Below are 20,629 nucleotides of genomic sequence, written 5' to 3'. Positions count from 1 at the left end.
TGCGCCCGCCACGCCCCCACTGTTCGGCCGACCGCCCCTGCCGGGCACCGTCCTCAGCCCGTCACGGCTCCCTTGCGCCGGAAGAGCTGCGCCCCGCCGGGACGGCTCACGCTGCCCGGCTCGAGGGCTGCGAGGCACGCGTCGACACGGTCCTTGGCACGCCCGCCCAGCCCGCCGCCGGCAGCGATCGCGTCGATCAGCTCGCGTGCCACGTCAGGCAGGCGTCGGCTGCTCTCGCTCGCGTGAACGACGAGCAGGTCGAGCGCGCCGTCGGGGTCCAGGGCGTGCGAGGCCATGATGACGCCCTTGGCCTGGTCGACGACGGCGCGGTCCTGGAGGCCGACCGCGACCTGGCGGGTGACCTCGCGGCGCAACGCGTCCTCGTGCGCGGCGGACGTGTCGATCATCATGCCGATCACCTCGACCACGGCGCCCGACGCGTCGCGGCGCGCCTGGCCGGTGACCGTGACGGTCTTGGTCCGGCCGCGCGCGTCCACGATGCGGTGGCTGGTGCTGAACGGGCGCCCCGTGGTGCGCAGCAGCGCGAGGTCGCGCAGGACCGTGTCGCGGTCGTCGGGGTGCTTGTGCTGGGCGAGGAGGCCCGCGCTCGGGACGACCGAGTCGGGCGCCAGGCCGTGCAGCAGGTAGACCTCCTCGGACCACCACCACTCACCGGTGCGCAGGTCGACCCGGTACTGGCCGGTGGGGTGGGCTCGCCCGAGGCTCAACGCCTCGGCGAGCGGGTCGCGGCGACGCCTACGAGGGGACGGGTCGGTGGTCATGATGGCTCGCTCTCAGCACGTGCGTGTCGAGGGGCCGCTTCCTGACTCCTAGGAGCCCCACCTTAGTCCGCCCCGCGCACGGGACCAACCCTCGTCCGGGGGGCGAGCACCGCGAGACGCCGGCCGCCGACGTGGGATCCTGGAGTCGTGTCCGACCTGACGTCCCGCCGCGTCCCGCCCGGCCCGATCCTCGACGCGCTGCGCATTCACCGCTACCTGCCGGACTGGGCCCCGGACGTGCCACGGATCGCGCTCGAGCACGCCCTGGTCCTCGCGGACGGCGACCCGCACCGACTGGTCCTGGACGACGACGGGACCATCAGGGTCGAGAACTCCCCGCAGCCCTGAGGCTCAGCGCTTGCCGTACGGGTAGACGTCGGCGAGCACGGGCTCGAACGGCCGCGAGCGCAACCTCATGCCCGCCTCCTGGGGGGTCCGACCGGCCTTGGCGCTGTTGCACGGCTCGCACGCCGCCACGGCGTTGAGCCAGGTCGTGGTCCCGCCCTGGCACCGGGGCACCACGTGGTCCATGGTCGTCGCAGGAGCCCCGCAGTAGCCGCAGCGGAACTTGTCACGGCGCATCAGCGCGGCACGCGAGTACGGCACGCGGCCCGTGCGCTCGTAGACCCAGCGGGAGTGGACATAACGGACCAGCTCGACCGACAGGGGGCGTTGGTAGGGGCCGAAGGTCTCCCCCTCGACCGCCTCGCGCACGGCCGCGACCCGGCGGTGCAGCATGCGGATCGCGTGCCCGAGCGAGACGCGCCCCAGGACCTGCCCACCGCCCAGGTTGTAGATGAGGACCTCGCTCATCGACCGACTCCCTGTCTGCGACCCGCGGTACCGAGATCCTCGGCGCCGCGGGCCACCCACGTCGTCTGCGGAGAGGGCGGGAATCGAACCCGCCCCACGAGGCGCTGGTGCGCCCCGTCGCCGTCCTTGGCACATGCCTCTCCAGGGGTGCCGCCCGACTGCAGTCCGGGCGACTTGGAACCTCCACGCACACCACGGGTCCCCGTCGTGGCCAGGTTCATGTGCCTGGCTCGCCGCGCTACCACTGTGGCGCGGTCTCGTGTGCGTCAGCTCGTGCGGGCCGCCGGAGCGGCACCTCACGAGAACGGGTCAGGAGCGAACGCCGTGCGGGCTGACCCGACCGGCGCCCGGCCTCCTGACCGGACGTGCACCACAGTAGCGGCCCGCCCCCGGGCCAGGGCAAGGGTTTTTCGGGGAGATCACGCGCGGGTCGCGCGGACAGGCTCAGTACGCCCACGTCGTCGCTCACAGCGCCGTGATCCCGTCCCCGATCATCTTGGCCCCGAGCACCAGGAGCAGCACGGCCATGATGACGGCGTTGTTCTGGATCATCCAGGCCTTGAGACCGTCGAGCATCGTCGCGGCCCGGGACCCCATCGCCAGGTAGATCACGACGGGGGCGGCGACCCCGAGGCTCGCGACCACGACGAACACCGCGAGCGCCCCGAGCTGCTCGGACGTCTGGGAGGTCGCGGCGGCGATGGCCGCGGCCCCCGAGACGACGAGCAGGAGGTTCTTGGGGTTGACCGCCCCGAGCAGGACCGCGAGGCCGAACGCCTTGACGGGCGTGAACGCGTCGATCGCGCTCATCCACCTGGGCGTCTGCGGGCTCACGCCCTCGCGTGGACGTCCACGCCACTGGCCGAACGCGAGGAGCAGCAGCAGGACGCCCAGGACGATCTTGACGACGCTCGCCCACGCGGGCGGCCCGGCCGCGTCGGGGGTGGCCGCACCGGCCACGAGCAGCACGACCGACCCGAGGGCCGCGATCCCCACGATCCACCCCAGCAGGAACGAGAAGCCGTTGGCCTTCGCCTTCCTGCTGACGAGCATCAGCACGACCGCCACGATGGGCATGGGGCTGATGAGGACACCTACCGCGATGGGCAGGGACTGACCGACGGCTGGACCCACGGCACTTCCTCTCGTCGTGCGCCGCCGCCCGGCGCCGCGTTCCAGGTCTCGCGGCTGCTCGCGGGACCGGTCACCCCGACCGTAGTGCCGCGCCCTACCGACCGCGCGGGAAGGGCGGCGTGCCAGCGCGAGGTGAGCGGCGTCGTCGGGCAGGCGGGCGTCAGGCGGGCGGCGCGGGCGCCGGGGCCTCGCCGGCGTTCCCGGCCACGGCGGGCAGGAGGTCGCTCAGCGCGGAGTCGACGTCGGGGTAGGTGGGTGGCAGCTCGTCCGGCCCGACGGCGCCGCGCAGCACGTCCCGCACCTGGCCCACGTCCCGGGCCAGGGCCAGTCGCGCGCCGACCCGGTCGAGGTCGCGGGCCAGGGTCCCGAGCATCTCGGCGGCCTCGACGTCCAGGAACGGCACGGTCTCGGCGTCGAGGACCACGACGCGCGGCGAGGTGTCCGCGGCCAGGCGGCGCACGGCCGCGCGCACGGTGTCGGCGTTGGCGAAGAACAGGCCCGACTCGACGCGCACCACGAGCGCCCCCTCGACGCTGGTCCCACCGTCCTTGCCCGTGGCGATGCGCCGCGCCCGGTCGACCCACACGCCGTGCGAGCTGCGCACGAGCACGGCGACGTGAGGGCGCGAGGCACGACCGAGGAGCAGGAACAGCGAGAGCACGATCCCGAGCACGAGGCCGGGCAGGGTGTCGAACACCAGGACGCCGACCATGGCCGCGAGCGCCGCCCAGAAGTCGTGCCGGGCCGCTCCCCCGTACAGGGCCTTGGATCGAGGCGTCGCCAGGCGGTACAGGCGGCGCAGGGCCTTGACGTCCACGAGCTCGATCACGGCCGCGATGACGACGGCTGCGAGCGTGGCCTCGGGCAGGGACTCGAACACGGGCGTGAGGAACAGCAGGGTCAGGAGGGTCAGGGCGGCCGCGACGAGGCCCGAGACCTGGCTCTTGGCCCCGGCACCGCCGTTGACCGCGGTCTTGGACAGGCTGCCGTTGACGACCATCCCGGACGCGAGACCCGAGCCGAGGTTGGCGGCGCCCATGCCGACGAGCTCCCGGTCGGCGTCGATGTCGTAACCCTCGCGCGAGGCGTACGTCTTGGCCGCCCCGAGGGCCTCGGCGAAGCCCACGAGCATGACGCCCGCGGCCGGGCCGATCAGGTCGGTGTAGGCGTTCCAGTCGATGCCCGTGGGCAGCCCGAGCGCGGGGAGCCCGGCCTGGATGGGTCCGACGATGTCGACGCCGTCGTCGTCGAGGCCGAGCAGCAGGACCAGGGCGATCCCGATCCCGACCACGACGAGCGAGCCGGGCACCTGGGGCAGCCAGCGCTTGATCGCGAGGACCGCCGCGAGGGAGCCCAGGCCCAGGACCACGGTCAGAGGGTGCGCGGTGCCGAGCTCGGTGAGGATCGCCCAGAGCTTCTCGAAGAAGTTCCCCTCGCCCTTGTCGACGCCCAACAGGGCGGGTACCTGCCCGATGACGATCGTGAGCGCGAGGCCCACGATGAACCCCTTGAGCACGGGCTCGGAGATGAACGAGGCCAGGAACCCGAGGCGTGCGATGCCCGCGACGAGGCACAGGACACCGGTCACGAGCGCCACGGCCGTGGTCAGTGCGACGAACGCGGCGTCGTCGCCGGGCCGGAAGGCCGCGACCACGCTCGCGGACAGCGCCGCGGTCGCGGACATGGGCCCCACGACCAGGTGGCGCGAGCTGCCGAACGCCGCGTACAGGATCAGCGAGGGCACGGCGGCGTACAGGCCCACGACGGGTGAGACGCCCGCGATGGTCGCGTAGGCGAGCGACTCGGGCACCAGGACGGCCCACACGGTCAGGCCCGCGATCACGTCGCCCCGCAGCCATGCCCCGCGGTACCCCTGGAGGGACGAGAACACGAACCACGGTCGCCGCGCCGTGGTGGCCGTGGTGGCCCTGGTGCTCGGCATGTGCCCGCCTCTCGCCCGTGGGCGCCGCGCGCGCCTCAGGGGCGAACGTATCCGCGCGCGCCGCGGTCGGCATCAGGAAGGCCCGTCCTGCCCCACGGCGCCGCTGCCGTTCTTCCACCTCACGTCGTTCGAGGCGCGGGCGTCTACGGAGCATGCCCGCCCGACCTGCCTGCACCCCGGGAGCACCCTCATGAGCGCGACACCGAGGCTCTACCGACTGCTCGGACCCGACCGGGTGCCGACCCTCAGCCCCGTCCCCGGGACGCTCGGCGGCCACCGGCGTTCCCGGGTCTACGGCCGGCTCGACTGCCCCGGCGCTGCACGGGCGATCGCCCGTGGGGGCTACGTGGCCCATCGCGTGTTCTTCGCCGACGAGGAGACCGCGGTCGCCGCCGGCTACCGGCCGTGCGCCGTGTGCCTGCGCGAGCAGTACCGGGAGTGGAAGGCCCGGGTCGCTCCGGAGCCGCAGGGCTGAGGACCGGGCACCTGGCCGAGCACCTGGCCGAGCACAGCACCGGGGGGGACAGCCGCGCCGCGCCCGCGCGCACGATCGGCCGGGTGAAGGCACAGTGGACCCGACCCGTCCTTGCCCGACCACCCGGGAGGTCCCGTGCGCGCACGCCGGTTGACCACGTTCCTCGTCGCGCTCGCGACCGTCGTCCTGACGGTGCCGGTGGGCCTGGGCACGAGCGCCCCTGCTCACGCCTCGGGGGCCGGGGACGTGGCGGGGCTCGTGAACGGCGCGCGCTCGTCCGCGGGTCTCGCGCCCCTGGCGCACGACGCCGGGCTCGCGGACGTCGCTCAGGCGTGGGCCGAGCGGATGGCGGCGAACGGCTCGATGAGCCACAACCCGTCGACCGGCGCGCAGATCCCGGGCGGGTGGTCCACCTGGGGCGAGAACGTCGCCTGGTCGAGCGACCCGTCGCCGTCCGGGCTGCACGCGAGCCTCATGGGGTCCTCGGGGCACCGGGCCAACATCCTGTCCTCGGCGTTCACGTCGATCGGCGTCGGGTACGCGACCGACGCCGCCGGGGGCGCGTACGTCGCCGAGGTGTTCGCGGCCTACCCCGGTGCGGCCCCGGCTGCTCCTGCGCAGGCCCAGGCCCAGGCGGCCCCCGACCGGTCGACCCGCTCGCCGGGAGCCTCCGGCACGGCGGGCGGGACGGACACGACGGGCAGGTCTGCGGCAGGCCGCCCGCGCTCCCCCGTCGGCCTCGTGCTCGGCGCGTCAGGCCCCGAGGTCATGGCCCTCCAGGAACGCCTGCGCCTCCACGGCCGGGACCTCGCCGCCGACGGCGCGTACGGCCCCGCGACCGCCGCCGCGGTCGTCGCGTTCCAGGGCGCGCGGGGACTGGCGACGGACGGCGTCGTGGGGCCGGCGACGACGGCGGCGCTCGCCCTCGACCCGCCGCCCGCTGCGGCACCCGAGCCCGCTGCTCCCGATGCCACCGGCGCCGAGAGCGCAGGGACCGAGTCCGGTGCCGACCCGGCGGACGGGGCAGCGGACGGGACGGGTGATGCGACCGGCACGCGAGCCGCGGCCGCACGGGTCACGGGTGCGACGCCGTCGGGCTCGGCGACGCCCTCCGGGAGCCCGACCCCGCCGGGCACGGGCACGGGCACGACGCCCGACGTCCCGGCCTACGGCTGGGTGATCGCGGCCCTCGCGGTCCTGGCCGCGACGTCCCTGAGCGTCGTCGGTGCGCGCCGTCGCTCCGCGCAGGTCCGCGGCGCGCGTCCGCCACAGGACTGAGCGCCGACCTGAGGGGACCTCAGATGCCCAGGACCACCTTCGCGACCGAGAAGTAGATGACCAGCCCTAGGGTGTCGACGAACGTCGAGATGAACGGCGCCGCGACGATCGCAGGGTCGATGCCCACGCGGCGGGCCAGGATCGGGATGCTCGACCCGACCGTCGTCGCGAGCACGCACACGCCCACGACCGTGATCGCGAGCACCTGCGCGATCGACACGCCCGCGACCCACGCCGCCGGACCGAAGCCGACCGCGGCGAGCACCGTCCCGAGCAGGAGGCCCGTGAGCATCTCGCGCCCCACGACGCGCAGCAGGTCTCCGCGGCGGATGTCGCCCACCGCCAGGGCGCGGACCACGGTCGTCGCGGCCTGCGACCCCGCGTTCCCGCCCGTGCCGATGAGCAGCGGGATGAACAGCGCGAGCGCCACGACCGCGTCGAGCTCGGCCTCGAAGTAGCTCTGCACCCCGACCGTGAGGCTCGCCGCCACGATCAGCAGCAGGAGCCAGACCACACGTGCCCGCACCAGCCCCAGGACCGAGACGGTCAGGTACGGGCGGCGCAGCGGCTCCGAGCCACCCACGCGGGCCGAGTCCTCGTCGTCCTCGGCCTCGAGGATGCGCATCGCGTCGTCGACCGTCAGCACGCCCAGGAGGCGGCGCTCGTGGTCGACCACCGGCACCGCGACGTACCCGCCGTCGCGCACGACGTTGGCCGCGTGCTCCTGGTCGTCGGTCGCCTCGACCGTCACGGCCGGGGACATGACGTCCTCGACCGGGGTGCCCGGGTCGCTCACGAGCAGCCGGCGCAGCGACACCACCCCCTCGACGACCCGCCCGGCACCGAGGACCGGCACGGTGTAGATCGTCTCGACGTCGTCACCCGCCCGGCGCAGCGCGTCGAGGGCCCCCGCGACGCTCGTGCCACGCCGCACCGAGGCCACCCGGGGCGACATGCGCCGGCCCGCGCTGTCCTCGGGATACCCGAGCAGCGCGGTCGTCAGGGCCCGTTCGTCGGGACCCAGGCCGCCCAGGAGCCGGGCCGCGACGCCCGCGGGCAGCTCGTCGAGCAGCGACGCCCGGTCGTCCGGGTCGAGGGCCGCGAAGATCTCCGCGGTCGCCTCGGACCGCAACGCCTCGACGAGCTCGGCCTGGATCGCCGGGTCGAGGTCCTCGAAGACCTCGACCGCGCGCCCCTTGGGCAGCAGACGGAACGCGACCGCGCGCCGCTGGTCGCCCAGGCGCCCGAGCTCGTCGACGACCTCCTGGGTGTCCATGCTCGCGATGCGGTGCTGCAGGTCCTCCAGGTCGTGGGGTCGCTCGGTCCGGGGCTCGGAGTGTGCGCGCATGGCCCCACCTTCTCAGGGCGGCGGACGGGCGGCCCGGTGGAGTCGCGCGACGTGACGAGGCCCACGGCGCCCCGCGTCCGGGCGCGGCCCGGGCACGGGGCGACGGCTCAGCGCGCCACGCGGTACCTCGTGTAGACCACGCCGCCCGTGAAGCGGCGCTCGTCCAGGAGCTCGAGGTCGAGCCGGGCGCCCGCCGGATAGAAGGACGTCCCGCCGCCCACGAGCACGGGGTGCACGAAGGCGCGCAGCTCGTCGACGATCCCCGCCGCGAGCGCCTGCGCCGCCAGCGTCGGGCCGGCGATGCCGACCTCTCGCTCGGCGCGGTCGACGAGGGTGCGGGCGGCGGCCGGGTCGAAGGTCCGCTCGACGCGCGTGCGCGGGACGCCCGGGTCGTCGAGCGTGGTCGAGTACACGACCTTGTCCACGTCGCGCCAGATGCGCGCGTAGTCACGGACGGCGGGCGACTCGTCGTCGAGCATGGCGGGGTCGTCCCACACGCGCATGACCTCGTAGACCCGGCGTCCCAGGAGGAAGGTCCCGACGGAACGTTCGAGGTCGTCGACGAACGTGTGCACCTCCTCGTCGGGGGTGCTCCACTCGAACGAGCCCGAGGCGTCGGCGACGTAGCCGTCGAGGGACATGATGCCGGTGCAGGTCAGCAGCGCCACGGTGCACTCCTAGGTGTCGGCGGAGGTCGGCGGAGGTCGGCGGAGAGGGTCAGCGGGGCTGCGCCCGGCCGGGCGGGACGTGTCCGGGCGGGGAGCCGTGCCGCGCGCGCAGGTAGCGCGTGAGGCCGACCGTGCCCCAGATCACGGCCAGCACGAGGAGCAGGAACGGCAGGACGGGGGCGCCGGTCGCGATCAGCACGGCCGCGAGGACGAACGCGCCGAGCGCGAGCCAGAGCACGTTGCCGACGGGTCTGGGTCCGCTGGAACTGGACATGGGCCCCTCCTCGGGCAGGCGCGTACTCAGCCTACTCCGGGCGGGTCGGCCTGCACGGGGTCGAGGTCATGCCGTGGGGTCCTCGGGCCAGTCGTGCTTGGGGTAGCGGCGGCGCAGCTCGGCGCGCACCTGCGCGTACCCCGTGCCCCAGAACGACTCGAGGTCGGCGGTGATCGCCGCAGGCCGCCTGGCCGGGGACAGCAGGTGCAGCAGCACGGGCACGCGTCCGTCGGCGACACGGGGCGTGGCACGCCACCCGAACGCGTCCTGGACCTTGACGGCGAGCACGGGCTGGTCCGCGGTGTAGTCGAGGCGGGCGCTGCGGCCCCCCGGCAGGTCGACGCGCACGGGGGCGAGCTCGTCGAGCCTGCCCGCGGCGGGCCACGGCAGCAGGCGTCGCAGGGCGCTGGTCACGTCGAGGCGCTGGAGGTCGGCAGCCCTGCGGACCTTGGAGAGGTCAGGTCCGAGCCACGTGTCGAGGCCCGTGAGCAGGGCCTCGTCGGACACGTCGGGCCACGGGTCGCCCAGGGCCCGGTGCAGGAACGCGAGGCGGTGCCGCAGCTCGCGTGCGGGCTCGCGCCAGGGCAGGACGTCGAGGCCCTCGCGCTCGAGCCCGGTCCGCAGCGCCGCCACGACCTGGTCGGCGGGCGGGTCGGCGACCTTCTGCGAGGCGATCTCGATCGCGCCGAGCCGCGTGGTGCGCCGCGCCTGGACGCGCCCGTCGGTCCACGTGACGGTCTCGTCCTCGCGCAGGGCTGAGGACGCGGCCTCGTACGCGAGGTCCTCGTCGACGGGCGCGGCCGACCGGATCGTCGCGTCACGCCTGCCGGCGCCGCGGTCGGCGTCCGCGACGGCGAGCCAGTCGTAGCCCGCGAGCGGGGAGCCTGGCGGCAGCGCGGCCCCCGTGCCCGACGTCATGAGGTACGTGGACCCGTTCGGCCGCCTCCGCGCGACCCGGTCCGGGTGCGCGAGCGCGACGACGAGCCCGACCGCGAGGTCCAGGCTCAGGTCCTCCCGGCGGCTCCGCCCTGGCGCGGCGACGAGCCCCTGGAGCCGCTCGGCCTGCGCGCGCCACGCGCCGCTCGCCGGACCACCCCGCCGGGCGTCCCGCAGGGCCGCGACGAGGTCCGCCCCGGGCGCGCGCACGTCGTCGGACAGGAGGGCGACCACCTCGGCAGCGAGCCGCGGCCCGACGACGTCGCTCGCGTCGAGGAGGGCGCGCGCGAGCCGGGGGTCGGCCGGGACGCGGGCGATCTCGCGTCCCCGCGGGGTGACCGTGCCGTCCGGGTGGACCGCGCCGAGCGCCTCGAGCGTCGTGCGCGCGACCGTCATCGCGGCCGCGGGCGGGGAGTCGAGGAGCGCGAGCCCCGTCCCGTCCGGGCTCCCCCAGCACGCGAGCTCGAGCGCGAACGCGACGAGGTCGGCAGTGAGGATCTCGGGCGTCGGGTGCGCGACGAGCTGGGCGTGCTCGCCCGGCGACCAGCAGCGGTACACCGCCCCCGGCCCCTCGCGTCCAGCGCGCCCGGCGCGCTGCTCGGCCGCCGCACGGCTCACGCGGACCGTCACGAGACCCGCGAGGCCGCGCCGGTGGTCGGTGCGCGGTTCCCTGGACAGGCCCGCGTCGACGACCACCCGCACCCCGGGCACGGTGAGCGAGGACTCGGCGACGGCCGTGGAGACCACGACCCTGCGGCGCGGCCCTGGCGTCAGGGCCAGGTCCTGCTCGCGCGCGGGCAGCCGCCCGTGCAGGGGGCGGACGTCGGCCTCCACGCCGGCCAGGCGGCGAGCGACGCCGTCGACCTCGCCCGCGCCGGGCACGAAGACCAGCACGTCGCCGGCCTGCTCGGCCAGCGCCCGGCGTGCGGTCGCCGCGACGTGGTCGAGGAACGCGCGCGGCACGCCGCGCTCGTCGAGCCGCGGCCCGGGCGAGGGCGCCCACACCTCCTGGACGGGAAACAGGCTGCCGTCCGCGACCACGACCGGGGCGGGGACCTGGTCGCCCAGGAGGCTCGCGGTGCGCTCGGCCTCGATCGTCGCGGACATCGCGACGAGCGCCAGGTCTGGGCGCAGAGCGGTCCGGACGTCGACCAGGAGCGCGAGGGTCAGGTCGGCGTCGAGGTGACGCTCGTGGACCTCGTCGAGCACGACGACGCCCACCCCGGCCAGCTCCGGGTCGCGCTGCAGGCGGCGCAGCAGGACGCCGGTCGTGAGGACCTCGATGCGCGTCTCGGGCCCCGTCCGGGACTCGCCGCGCACCGAGAAGCCCACCGTGCGTCCGACGGGATCACCGAGCAGGTGGGCGAGACGGCGCGCCGCAGCCCGGGCCGCGATCCGGCGCGGCTGGGTCACGATGACACGCCCCGCAGGCCGAGCAGCCGCGAGCGCCGGCGGGACGAGGGTCGTCTTGCCTGTGCCGGGAGGTGCCTGGAGCACGACGACGCCCCGGTCCCGGACGGCGTCGGTGAGCTCGGCCAGGTGATGGCGGACCGGGAGATCGGGCGGCGAGGCGAGCAGTCGGGCGATCGGGTCCGGGTCCACGGGGCCATTCTCCCCCGCGCCTCGACCGCGAGGGCCCGCGGGCAGCACGCGGGCGTCGAGCCTGCCCCGTGCGCCCGCAGGCGGAGCGCTACCCTGGGCTGGACGAACGACCGACGACCGGAGCAGGAGGTGGGGAACGTGCAGGCAGAACACGTCGTGCGGGGCACCGCCTCGCTGCGCGAGCGCTACGACCGGCTGACCTCGACGTCCTCGGCCCGTGCCGTGGCCCTGGTGCCGCTCCTGGCGGTGCTGGCGCTCGCCGTCGGGCAGTCGTTCGGCTCGTCGTCCCTGGGCGGCGTGCTCTCCCTGCTCGGTGCCGCGACGCTCGCCGCCACCGCCGGTGCGCTCGGGGTCGCGCTCGCGTGCGTCGCGGTCGCGGTCCTGCTGCTGCTCGCGGTGCCCGTCGGTCCCGAGCCCGTGCCGCTGCCGGCACCCGTGCGCCAGCACAGCCCCACGACCCCCGGACGGCCCCAGCCGCGAGCGCCGGGAGCGAGCCCGCTCCCGCGCACCGCCTGAACCTCCAGCACTCCTCCGAGCCGTCGTCGGCCCGGGGGCCCTGCCGGTCCCTGCGGAGCCGGCGCGGGAGCTCCACGCTCCCCTCCCCTCCAGCCGCAGGAGTCCTCCGTGCCCGTCGTCGATGCCCTCACCCGTACCCTCTCCACGCTCGTCCACCCGATCCAGCTGGTGGTCGCCTGGATCCTCGTCCGTCTCCACTCGGCGCTGACCGCGCTCGGCCTCGACCCTGCCGGGGGTGCCGCGTGGAGCCTCGCGATCGTCGGCCTGGTCGTGATCGTCAGGCTCGTGCTCGTCCCGCTCGTCGTCGTGCAGGTCAGGGGCATGCGGGCGATGCGCCTGGCGTCGCCCGAGATCCGCCGGATCCAGGAGAGGTACCGGGGCAAGGGCGACCCGGCGAGCCGGGACGCGGCCCGCCGCGAGCAGCAGGAGCTCCTGGCGCGTACCGGCGCCAACCCGCTCGCGGGCTGCCTGCCGATGCTCGTGCAGGCGCCGGTCCTGTTCGCGCTGTACTCGGTGCTCTCGGGGATCGGCCGCCAGGTGCCCGTCGGGGCGCTGACCGGTGAGCTGGTCCGCGAGGCGGACGCCGCGACGCTCCTCGGCGCCCCTTTGTCGGGGACGCTGACCGGGGCGTTCACGGGCGGCGCTGCGACGGGTGGCCTGGCCGGCGCCCTGGTGCCCGCCGTGCTGATCGTCGTGATGTACGCCGCGCAGGTCCTGACCCAGCGGCTGAGCGCGCGCGCCAACCCGGTCGACACCACCCCCCTGGCCCGGCAGCAGGGCGTGTTCGCGTTCGTGCTGCCCGCGGTCTCCGCGGTCGTGGCCGTGGGCTTCCCCGTGGGCGTGGTCCTGTACTGGGCGACGTCGTCGCTGTGGGGGCTCGGCCAGCAGCTCGTGATCGGTCGCCTCGTGCCGCCGGGCGACCTGGACGTGGCGGGGGCGTCGCGTCCCACCGTGGCCGAGGTCCCGGTCGGCGAGCCCACCGGACACGCTGTCGCCGCGCGCGCCGGCGGGCAGCGACCGCAGCCGCGTCGCGGCACGGCGAGGAAGGCACGCCGGGGCTGAAACCGGCGCCGCGCCGGACGCACCGCTCGGTGCGGGCTCGTCTGCCGCCCGGTGTCCTCAGTCGCGCGAGACCACGACGCTCACGCTGTGCCCGCCGAAGCCGAACGCGTCGACCAGCGCGTGGCGCGCCGTCGTCGGGCGGGCGGTCCCGCGCACGACGTCGAGGTCGATCGCGGGGTCCAGGTGGTCGACGTTGAGCGTGGGCGGCACCACACCGTCGCGCAGCGCGAGCAGCGCGACGACGACGCCGAGCGATCCCGAGGCTCCGAGCAGGTGCCCGGTCGCGCCCTTGGTCGAGGTCACGGGCGGCGGCTCGGGCAGGGCCGCGCGCAGCGCGTCGGCCTCGTTGCGGTCGCCCACGGGGGTCGAGGTCGCGTGGGCGTGGACGAGCCCCAGGTCGCCGGGCGACAGTCCGGCCGAACGCAGTGCGAGCGTCACGGTGCGGGCCTGGTTCTGGGGGTCGCCGCCCACGATGTCGTGGGCGTCCGAGGTCAGCGCGGCCCCCGAGACCACGCCCACCACGCGTGCCCCGCGCGCCCGGGCGTGCTCCTCGTTCTCCAGGACGACGACCGCGGCCCCCTCGCCCATGACGAACCCGTCGCGCGCGGCGTCGAACGGGCGCGAGGCACGTCCGGGCTCGTCGTTGCGCGTCGACATGGCCCGCGCCTGGGCGAAGGCCGCGAGGGAGAACGCCTGGACCCCCGCCTCGACTCCCCCGCACACCACGACGTCGGCGGTCCCCGCGAGGATCATCTCGCGCGCCGTGGCGATGGCCTCGCTGCCTGCGGCGCACGCGCTGACCGGGGCCCGGGCGCCAGCCAGGGCGCCCAGGTCGATCGACAGCCAGGCCGCGGGGCCGTTGGCCATGAGCATGGTCACGGCGTGCGGGGAGACCTGGCGGTGGCCGTGGGCGTCGAAGAGGCGGCTCTGGGCGAGGGTCGTCGCGATGCCGCCGTTCGCAGAGCCGACCACCACGGCCAGGCGGGTGGGGTCGACGTCGGGGCTCCCGGCGTCGGCCCAGGCCTCCCGGCCCGCGACGAGCGCGAGCTGCTCCGCGCGGTCGGTGCGACGCAGCAGGCGCACGCCGAGCGGTTCGGCGAACGCGTCGTCGACGCGCGCGGCGATCCGTACGGGCAGGTCGCGTGCCCACCCGTCCGTGATCGCCCGGACGCCCTGGTCCCCGCGCACGAGCGCGTCCCACGTCCCCGGGGCCGTCGACGACAGCGGTGTCACCGCGCCGAGCCCCGTCACCACCGCTCGAGTCATGGTGCCTCCCCGGTCGTTGCCCGCGGCCCCGGTCAGGTTCCCGCGTGCGCCTGCCTGCACTGTAGGACGCACGTCCCAACCCCGCTGCCCACGGGCCCACGAGTCCACGGGGCCACGAGCGGTGCCGAGCATGGGGTTGTCGCTCGGATCCGACCGGATCTCGACGGCCGACCCCGTGCTCGGCCGACGACAACCGCATGTTCGGCACGAGCCCGCATCGCGCGACAGACCCTCGACGCCTCCGCGCCTCGCGGCGCGCGCTGCCAGAGCGCGCCCTGTTGGAGCGCGTGTCGCTAGAGCGTGCGCGCCATCACGCGCTGCGGCCCGGCATCACCGCCGAGGTAGCGCCCGCGGTCCACGAAGCCGCCGCGCGCGTAGGCACGCAGCCCGGCGGCGTTCTCCTCGTTGACGGTCAGCACGACGACCTCGAACGGCCCGCGCCCCAGGCGCGTGGCAAGACGGGCCGCGAGCGCCGGCAGCGCGGCGGTCACGGCCGTGCCGACCCCCTGCCCCTGGTGCGCCCGGTCGACGAGGAACCCGCGGAAGAGCACGACGTCGCCGGTCGCGGGCCCGTCGAGCAGGGCGACGACCTCGGTGGGCGCGCCGCCGGGGTGCAGGACGCCGAGCCCCGCGACCTCGTCTCCGCATGAGGCGACCAGGAGGTGGCGGCCCGCGTCCGCCTCGGCGAGGGCCACGATCTCGGCGGCCGACGACACGAACCGGTCCTGCCCGGGCGCGGCCGTGACCCCGCGCAACCGGATCAGCACCTCCTCGCGGGACGCCGGGTCCCGCGCGAGGTCGTCGAGGAGCGTGCTGCTGGTCCGACCGGACTGGGTATCCACCCGGCGACCGTACCCCCGGGCGGGCGCCGTCACGGGACTCGTGGCACCCGTCGCCCACGGCACCTACTCTCGGGGGATGACAACGCCGTCACCGGGCAGCGAGCGCCCGCTCGAGCCCGACATCGTGACCGACCTGCGCGAGCAGATGACCTACGGCTCGTACCTGCACCTCGAGACGCTGCTGGACGCCCAGGCCCCGGTCAGCGAGCCCGCGCACCACGACGAGATGCTCTTCATCGTGCAGCACCAGACGACCGAGCTGTGGCTCAAGCTCGTCCTGCACGAGCTGGTCTCGGCGCGGGCACTCATCGCGGCCGACGACCTCCAGTCCGCGCTCAAGCGCATCGCGCGGGTCAAGCACGTCCAGCGCACGCTGACCGAGCAGTGGTCCGTCCTGGCGACCCTCACGCCGAGCGAGTACGCGCAGTTCCGCGGGTTCCTCGGTCACACGTCGGGGTTCCAGTCGTGGCAGTACCGCGCGGTCGAGTTCCTGCTGGGCAACAAGAACGCGCGCATGCTGTCGGTGTTCGACGCCGAGCCCGCGGCGCACGCCGAGCTCGAGCGACTGCTGCACGAGCCGAGCGTCTACGACGAGTTCCTGCGCTACCTCGCGCGGCACGGTCACGACGTGCCCGCCCGCGTGCTCGACCGCGACGTCACGCAGGGCTACACGCTCGACGAGGACCTGGTCCAGACCTTCCGCGCGATCTACGACGACCCCGAGGGCAACTGGCTCGCCTACGAGAGCTGCGAGGAGCTCGTCGACCTCGAGGACAACTTCCAGCTCTGGCGCTTTCGCCACATGAAGACCGTCCTGCGCATCATCGGGACCAAGCGCGGCACGGGCGGGTCGAGCGGTGTGGGCTTCCTCGAGAAGGCCCTCGACCTGACGTTCTTCCCCGAGCTGTTCGCGGTGCGCACCGAGATCGGCCGGTCGTGAGCGCTGGACCGGACGGGCGCGCTGCGGTCACCTTCACGGTCGACGCCCGCTGGGATCGTGGCACGGGATGGACCGGCCCGACGGCGGTCGTCGCCACCCGGGGCGGCTTCCGCTCGCGCGTGGGCACCGACCCTGCCCCGACCCGTCACCTGGAGGGCGCCCTGCTGCCCGGCTTCCGCGACGCCCACGTCCACCTGGCGCTGGTCGACGCCGGGGCACTGCTCCAGGGCGGCCTCGCCGCGGTCGACGACCTGGGCGGTGACCCTGCGGTGCTGGCGGCGCTCGCCGTGCGATCCGGCCGTGCCGAAGCCCTGCCCGAGGCCCGCTTCGCCGGGGCCTTCCTCACCGCTCCCGGCGGCTACCCGTCGGACCGGTCGTGGGCCCCGCCAGGATCGGTCGAGGAGGTCGCCGACCCCGAGCAGGCCGTGGCCGCGGTCGACCGGCAGGTCGCAGCCGGGGCGAGCTTCGTCAAGGTCGTCCTGCACGCGGGCGCGGGTCCCGTGCCCGACGACGCGACCCTCCGCGCGCTCGTGAGGCGGGCGCACGAGCGCGGCCGGGCCGTGGTCGCGCACACCGAGGGCGCGGGCCAGGCAGGCCGGGCGCTCGTGGCCGGCGTGGACCGGCTCGCGCACTGCCCGTTCAGCGAGCGACTGCCGGACGACCTGGTGACGGCGGCGGCGCGCACCCAGACCTGGGTCAGCACGCTCGACGTCCATGGCTGGGGTACCCCGACGGCCCCGTACGCGGTGGCCCTCGACAACCTCACGCGGTTCGTCGCCGCGGGTGGGGCGGTCGCCTACGGGACCGACCAGGGCAACGGACCGCTGCCCGTCGGGGTCGACGAGCGCGAGCTGGTGGCTCTGCTCGCCGCCGGGCTGACCCCGGACGGTGTGCTGCACGCCCTGACGTCGGGTCCGGTGCCGGTCGCGCTCACGCTGCTGCCCGGGCCCCGCCCGGCACCGGGCGCCCCGCCCGAGCAGGTCGCCGCGTGGCTCGCGCAGGCACGCGTGCTCAGGCCTCACGACCTGCTGGGCCCCGCACCCGCCCTGACCAGCCCAGACCAGCCCAGACCGTCCCCCGGAGGCCGCCCGTGACCAGCACCACCCCACCCGTCCGTCGCTCGGCGGCCCCTGGTCCCACCGAGCGCGCCGCAGCGCTCGACGCGGCCGACCCGCTCGCCCGCTTCCGCGAGGAGTTCGTCCCGTCGGCCGACGTCGTCGCCTACCTCGACGGCAACTCTCTGGGGCGTCCCACGCGCGCGAGCGCCGAACGGCTCGCGCGCTTCGCGACCGAGGAGTGGGCCTCGCGTCTCATCCGCGGTTGGGACGAGTCCTGGTACGAGCTGCCGCTCGCGATCGGCGACCGGATCGGGGAGACCGTGCTCGGCGCCGCACCGGGCCAGACGTTCGTGGGCGACTCGACGACCGTGATCCTCTACAAGCTCGTACGCGCGGCCCTCGACGCCCGCCCGGGGCGCACCGAGATCGTGGTCGACACCGGGAACTTCCCCACCGACCGGTTCGTGCTCCAGGGCATCGCGGCCGAACGGGGCGCGACGCTGCGCTGGCTCTCCCCGGACCCCGACGCGGGCGTGACCACGGACCAGGTCGCGGACGCCGTCGGGCCGGAGACCGCTCTCGTGGTGCTCAGCCACGTCGCCTACCGGTCCGGGTACCTCGCCGACGCCGGACCGATCACGCGCGTCGCCCACGACGCCGGGGCGCTCGTGCTGTGGGACCTGTGCCACTCCGCGGGGGCCGTGCCCGTCGCGCTCGACGCCTGGGACGTGGACCTCGCGGCGGGCTGCACCTACAAGTACCTCAACGGCGGGCCCGGGTCACCTGCGTTCGGGTACGTGCGCGCGGACCTCCAGGCGGCGCTGACCCAGCCGATCCAGGGCTGGATGGGCAGCGACGCGCCGTTCGAGATGGGGCCCGAGTACGCGCCGCACACGGGCGTGCGGCGATTCCTCAGCGGGACGCCCGCGGTCGTCGGGATGCTCGCGATGCAGGACATGCTGGACCTGCTCGACGAGGCCTGCAACGTCGCCGGAGCCGATGCCGTGCGGGACAAGTCGGTCCGGCTCACCGGGTTCGCGCTCGACCTCGTGGACGAGCTCCTCGTGCCTCTCGGGGTGCGGGTCGCCTCGCCCCGCGACCCGGCACGGCGCGGCAGCCACGTGACGATCGACCACGCCGCGTTCGAGCACGTCGTCGGGCGGCTGTGGGCGCAAGGCGTCGTCCCGGACTTCCGTCGCCCCGACGGTCTGCGCCTCGGGCTCTCGCCCCTGTCGACGAGCTTCGCCGAGGTGCAGGTCGGGGTCGAGGCGGTGCGCGCGGCGCTCCTCGACGAGACCGCGAGCGCCTGAGGGGCACGGCCCGCCGGGTGCTGGTCGGCCGCCGCTCCCGGTTGTCGCCCCCGGGCACCGGTGCCACGCTGGAGTGGTCGTGGACCCGGGACCCGCCAGGGAAGGCGCACCCATGTTCGGCAGCATCGCTCGGACGGTGATCGCTCACCCGTGGCGCGTGATCGGCGTCTGGGTGCTCCTCGCGGCCGCGGTCGTCGTCTTCTCGCCGAGCCTGGACGACTACACGACGGGCAACCAGCAGTCGTTCCTGCCCGCGTCGTTCGAGTCGGTCGAGGCGCAGGAGGCGGGCGACGAGAACTTCCCCGCGCAGTCGGGGGCGACGGGCAGCCTGGTCGTCGTCCGGACCGACGGCGCGGCGCTCACCGCGGACGACCAGACCACCATCACCGGTCTCGTGACGACGCTCCAGGGGGACGCGGTCCCCGGGGTCGTCTCGGTGAACGAGACCCCGCAGTCCCTCTCGCAGGACGGGCAGACCGCCGCCCTGTCGGTCGCGTTCGACGGCCAGCCCGGCGACGACGTGGTCGACGACGCGGTGCCCGCGCTGCGCACCGCGACCGACGAAGCCCTGCAGGGCACCGACCTGACCGGCGCGCGCACGGGCAACGCCGCGATCCAGGTCGACACGACCACCGCCTACGCCGCGGCCGAGCGGACCATCACGATCGCTACCGTCCTGCTCATCGTGATCCTGCTCGGCCTCGTGTTCCGCAGCCCCGTGATCGCGGTCATCCCGATCGTCGTGATCGGCGTGGTGCTCTCGGTCGTCACAGGCCTGACGGCGTGGCTCGCGGACCTGCTCGACTTCCAGGTCAGCGACACGCTCCAGCCGATCCTCGTGGTGGTCCTGTTCGGGATCGGCACCGACTACATCGTGTTCGTCCTGTTCCGCTACCGCGAGCACCTGCGCCGGGGCGAGAGCCACCGCGAGGCGCTCGAGGCCTCGGTGGGGGTCGTGGGCAGGGTCGTCGCGTCCTCGGCGCTCACCGTGATCGGCGCGTTCGCGGCGCTGCTGTCCGCGCGGCTCGAGTCGCTGAGCACCCTGGCGCCGGGCCTGATCGTGGCCGTCGCGGTCATGCTCGTGACGGCCCTGACGTTCGTCCCGGCGATCTTCGTGCTGCTCGGCCGGGCGCTCTTCTGGCCCCTCGGCCCGGGCCACGACGCCCGGCGCAGCCCGTTCGCGGCTCTCGGGTCGTTCACGGCCCGCCGCCCCGTCGTCCCGGCGCTCGCCGTCGGGGCCGTGCTCGTGGTCCTCACGCTGTTCGCCTCGGGGTACAAGGCGACGTACGACACGCTCGACGAGCTCCCCGCGGACACCGCCTCCCGCCAGGCCTACACGACCCTCGACGCGTCCTTCCCCGCGGGCGCGCTGAGCCCCACGCAGGTCTACGTCGTGGGGACCACGCCGCTCGACCCGACCGCGCTGACCACGCTCGCGACGAACCTCGCCGCCGTCCCGGGAGTCACGTCGGTCGCACCACCCACGGCCACGACCGACGGCACGGCCGCCCCCGTCACCGTGGTGCTCGCCGACGACCCGTACTCCGACGCCGCGATGGCCACGGTCGAGGGCCCCCTGCGCGACGCCGCGCACGGGTCGGTCCCCGGCGCGCAGGTCTACGTCGGCGGGCAGACGTCGGCGTTCGTCGACGTGCGCGACCAGCTCCGCGCCGACACCGGCCGCGTGTTCCCGATCGCCGCCGTCATCATCGTCGTGATACTCGGGCTCCTCCTGACCGCCGTGCTCGGCGCCGTCAACCTGCTCGTGTGCGTCGCGCTCACGTTCACCGCGACCCTCGGCGCGGTCGTCCTGCTCTACCTGCACGCGCTCGGGTACGCCGGCATCGACTTCTCGATCCCCATCGTGCTGTACCTGTTCGTCGTCGCGATCGGCACCGACTACAACATCCTCGTCGCCGCGCGCATGCACGAGGAGTACCGTGCGGGCGCGACCTCGCGCGAGGCGGCGCGCGTCGCGATCACCCAGGACGCACCGACCGCGGCCGCGGCCGGGATCATCCTGGCCTGCACGTTCGCCTCGCTCATGCTCACGGGCATCGCCAACCTCGCGCAGCTCGGGTTCGGCGTCGCGGTCGGGATCGTCGCGGCCGCCTTCCTCATGGCACCGCTGCTCGTGCCCGCGCTCGCCGCACTCGAAGGACGGGCGTTCTGGTGGCCCACGCGGCGGGCCGTCGTCGGCCTCCCCCGGGCCGAGCCCGAGGCGGGGCCCGCCGACGCTCCCGCGGACGTCGCGCCGTCGGGCTGACGGACGCCTCGCGACACCGTGCGCCCTCGTCCCGTCGGTGCCGGGACCTAGGCTGGGGCGGACGAGAGACGACATGCCCGGCCGCAGGCTCCCGCGTGCCTGCCGACCCGACAGATG

At 75.1% G+C, this 20,629-nt stretch carries 19 protein-coding genes and 1 tRNA gene; 9 read left to right on the top strand and 11 right to left on the bottom strand.

Annotation, left to right across the window (positions count from 1 at the left end):
• Nucleotides 1-53 precede the first annotated feature (53 nt).
• Nucleotides 54-782 (bottom strand): PAS and ANTAR domain-containing protein, encoded by a 729-nt coding sequence (locus ACFRCR_RS00185; protein ID WP_377674422.1) that lies wholly within the window; start codon nt 780-782, stop codon nt 54-56.
• Nucleotides 783-929: 147 nt separating this feature from the next.
• On the opposite strand from ACFRCR_RS00185, the gene ACFRCR_RS00180 reads away from it, so the two are divergent.
• Entirely contained in the window at nt 930-1,130 is a 201-nt protein-coding gene (locus ACFRCR_RS00180) for a hypothetical protein (RefSeq protein ID WP_377674420.1), read from the top strand.
• Nucleotides 1,131-1,133: 3 nt separating this feature from the next.
• Here ACFRCR_RS00180 and ACFRCR_RS00175 read toward each other — a convergent pair whose 3' ends face one another.
• The 4 genes from ACFRCR_RS00175 to ACFRCR_RS00160 form a co-directional block, all read right to left on the bottom strand.
• A complete protein-coding gene (locus ACFRCR_RS00175; RefSeq protein ID WP_138824454.1) occupies nt 1,134-1,595 on the bottom strand; it encodes an HNH endonuclease in 462 nt (153 codons plus the stop codon).
• A 68-nt stretch (nt 1,596-1,663) separates the two neighbouring features.
• A tRNA-OTHER gene (locus tag ACFRCR_RS00170) sits at nt 1,664-1,762 on the bottom strand.
• A gap of 298 nt (nt 1,763-2,060) precedes the next feature.
• Nucleotides 2,061-2,729 (bottom strand): GAP family protein, encoded by a 669-nt coding sequence (locus ACFRCR_RS00165; protein WP_377674418.1) that lies wholly within the window; start codon nt 2,727-2,729, stop codon nt 2,061-2,063.
• A gap of 160 nt (nt 2,730-2,889) precedes the next feature.
• On the bottom strand, nt 2,890-4,671 hold the full coding sequence (locus ACFRCR_RS00160; protein WP_377674416.1) for a SulP family inorganic anion transporter: 1,782 nt from the start codon (nt 4,669-4,671) through the stop codon (nt 2,890-2,892).
• Between the two features lie 190 nt (nt 4,672-4,861).
• Between ACFRCR_RS00160 and ACFRCR_RS00155 the strand changes: the two genes are divergently transcribed.
• Together ACFRCR_RS00155 and ACFRCR_RS00150 are read left to right on the top strand one after the other, a co-directional pair.
• Complete coding sequence (locus ACFRCR_RS00155) at nt 4,862-5,146, top strand: Ada metal-binding domain-containing protein (protein ID WP_377674414.1); 285 nt, start codon at nt 4,862-4,864, stop codon at nt 5,144-5,146.
• A gap of 150 nt (nt 5,147-5,296) precedes the next feature.
• Nucleotides 5,297-6,424, top strand: a complete 1,128-nt coding sequence (locus ACFRCR_RS00150) for a CAP domain-containing protein (protein ID WP_377674412.1) — start codon at nt 5,297-5,299, stop codon at nt 6,422-6,424.
• Nucleotides 6,425-6,443: 19 nt separating this feature from the next.
• On the opposite strand, the gene mgtE is transcribed toward ACFRCR_RS00150, so the two are convergent.
• From mgtE to hrpB, 4 genes are all read right to left on the bottom strand, one after another.
• Entirely contained in the window at nt 6,444-7,772 is a 1,329-nt protein-coding gene (gene mgtE, locus ACFRCR_RS00145) for a magnesium transporter (protein ID WP_377674410.1), read from the bottom strand.
• Nucleotides 7,773-7,879: 107 nt separating this feature from the next.
• Complete coding sequence (locus tag ACFRCR_RS00140; RefSeq protein WP_377674408.1) at nt 7,880-8,440, bottom strand: dihydrofolate reductase family protein; 561 nt, start codon at nt 8,438-8,440, stop codon at nt 7,880-7,882.
• Nucleotides 8,441-8,489: 49 nt separating this feature from the next.
• Nucleotides 8,490-8,714 carry a hypothetical protein gene (locus ACFRCR_RS00135; RefSeq protein WP_377674406.1) on the bottom strand — a complete coding sequence of 75 codons (225 nt, stop codon included), beginning with the start codon at nt 8,712-8,714 and terminating at the stop codon, nt 8,490-8,492.
• Nucleotides 8,715-8,780: 66 nt separating this feature from the next.
• Nucleotides 8,781-11,252, bottom strand: coding sequence for an ATP-dependent helicase HrpB (gene hrpB / locus ACFRCR_RS00130; RefSeq protein ID WP_377674404.1), 2,472 nt, complete (start codon nt 11,250-11,252; stop codon nt 8,781-8,783).
• Nucleotides 11,253-11,390: 138 nt separating this feature from the next.
• On the opposite strand from hrpB, the gene ACFRCR_RS00125 reads away from it, so the two are divergent.
• A complete protein-coding gene (locus tag ACFRCR_RS00125; protein ID WP_377674402.1) occupies nt 11,391-11,768 on the top strand; it encodes a hypothetical protein in 378 nt (125 codons plus the stop codon).
• A 108-nt stretch (nt 11,769-11,876) separates the two neighbouring features.
• Nucleotides 11,877-12,830: a membrane protein insertase YidC gene (gene yidC / locus ACFRCR_RS00120; RefSeq protein ID WP_377674400.1), complete on the top strand. Its 954-nt coding sequence runs from the start codon at nt 11,877-11,879 to the stop codon at nt 12,828-12,830.
• A 57-nt stretch (nt 12,831-12,887) separates the two neighbouring features.
• On the opposite strand, the gene ACFRCR_RS00115 is transcribed toward yidC, so the two are convergent.
• A complete protein-coding gene (locus ACFRCR_RS00115) occupies nt 12,888-14,096 on the bottom strand; it encodes a beta-ketoacyl-[acyl-carrier-protein] synthase family protein (RefSeq protein ID WP_377674398.1) in 1,209 nt (402 codons plus the stop codon).
• Nucleotides 14,097-14,389: 293 nt separating this feature from the next.
• Nucleotides 14,390-14,938: a GNAT family N-acetyltransferase gene (locus tag ACFRCR_RS00110; RefSeq protein ID WP_377674396.1), complete on the bottom strand. Its 549-nt coding sequence runs from the start codon at nt 14,936-14,938 to the stop codon at nt 14,390-14,392.
• Nucleotides 14,939-15,014: 76 nt separating this feature from the next.
• Here ACFRCR_RS00110 and kynA point away from each other — a divergent pair, with 76 nt between their 5' ends.
• The 4 genes from kynA to ACFRCR_RS00090 all read left to right on the top strand — a co-directional run bounded on the left by kynA (nt 15,015) and on the right by ACFRCR_RS00090 (nt 20,512).
• Nucleotides 15,015-15,878 carry a tryptophan 2,3-dioxygenase gene (kynA, locus tag ACFRCR_RS00105; protein WP_377674395.1) on the top strand — a complete coding sequence of 288 codons (864 nt, stop codon included), beginning with the start codon at nt 15,015-15,017 and terminating at the stop codon, nt 15,876-15,878.
• A complete protein-coding gene (locus ACFRCR_RS00100) occupies nt 15,875-16,972 on the top strand; it encodes an amidohydrolase (protein ID WP_377674393.1) in 1,098 nt (365 codons plus the stop codon). The genes kynA and ACFRCR_RS00100 overlap by 4 nt, the downstream gene beginning before the upstream one ends.
• A complete protein-coding gene (locus ACFRCR_RS00095) occupies nt 16,969-18,246 on the top strand; it encodes a kynureninase (protein ID WP_377674391.1) in 1,278 nt (425 codons plus the stop codon). The genes ACFRCR_RS00100 and ACFRCR_RS00095 overlap by 4 nt, the downstream gene beginning before the upstream one ends.
• Before the next feature lie 112 nt (nt 18,247-18,358).
• The gene (locus tag ACFRCR_RS00090) at nt 18,359-20,512 is read left to right on the top strand and encodes an MMPL family transporter (protein ID WP_377674389.1); all 2,154 of its coding nucleotides are present in this window, start codon (nt 18,359-18,361) and stop codon (nt 20,510-20,512) included.
• Nucleotides 20,513-20,629 lie beyond the last annotated feature (117 nt).

Source organism: Oerskovia sp. NPDC056781, assembly GCF_042789955.1.
Lineage (GTDB): Bacteria > Actinomycetota > Actinomycetes > Actinomycetales > Cellulomonadaceae > Oerskovia > Oerskovia rustica.
The sequence above is the reverse complement of the archived record's forward strand: the minus strand, read 5'-3'. Positions and strand labels throughout refer to the sequence as shown.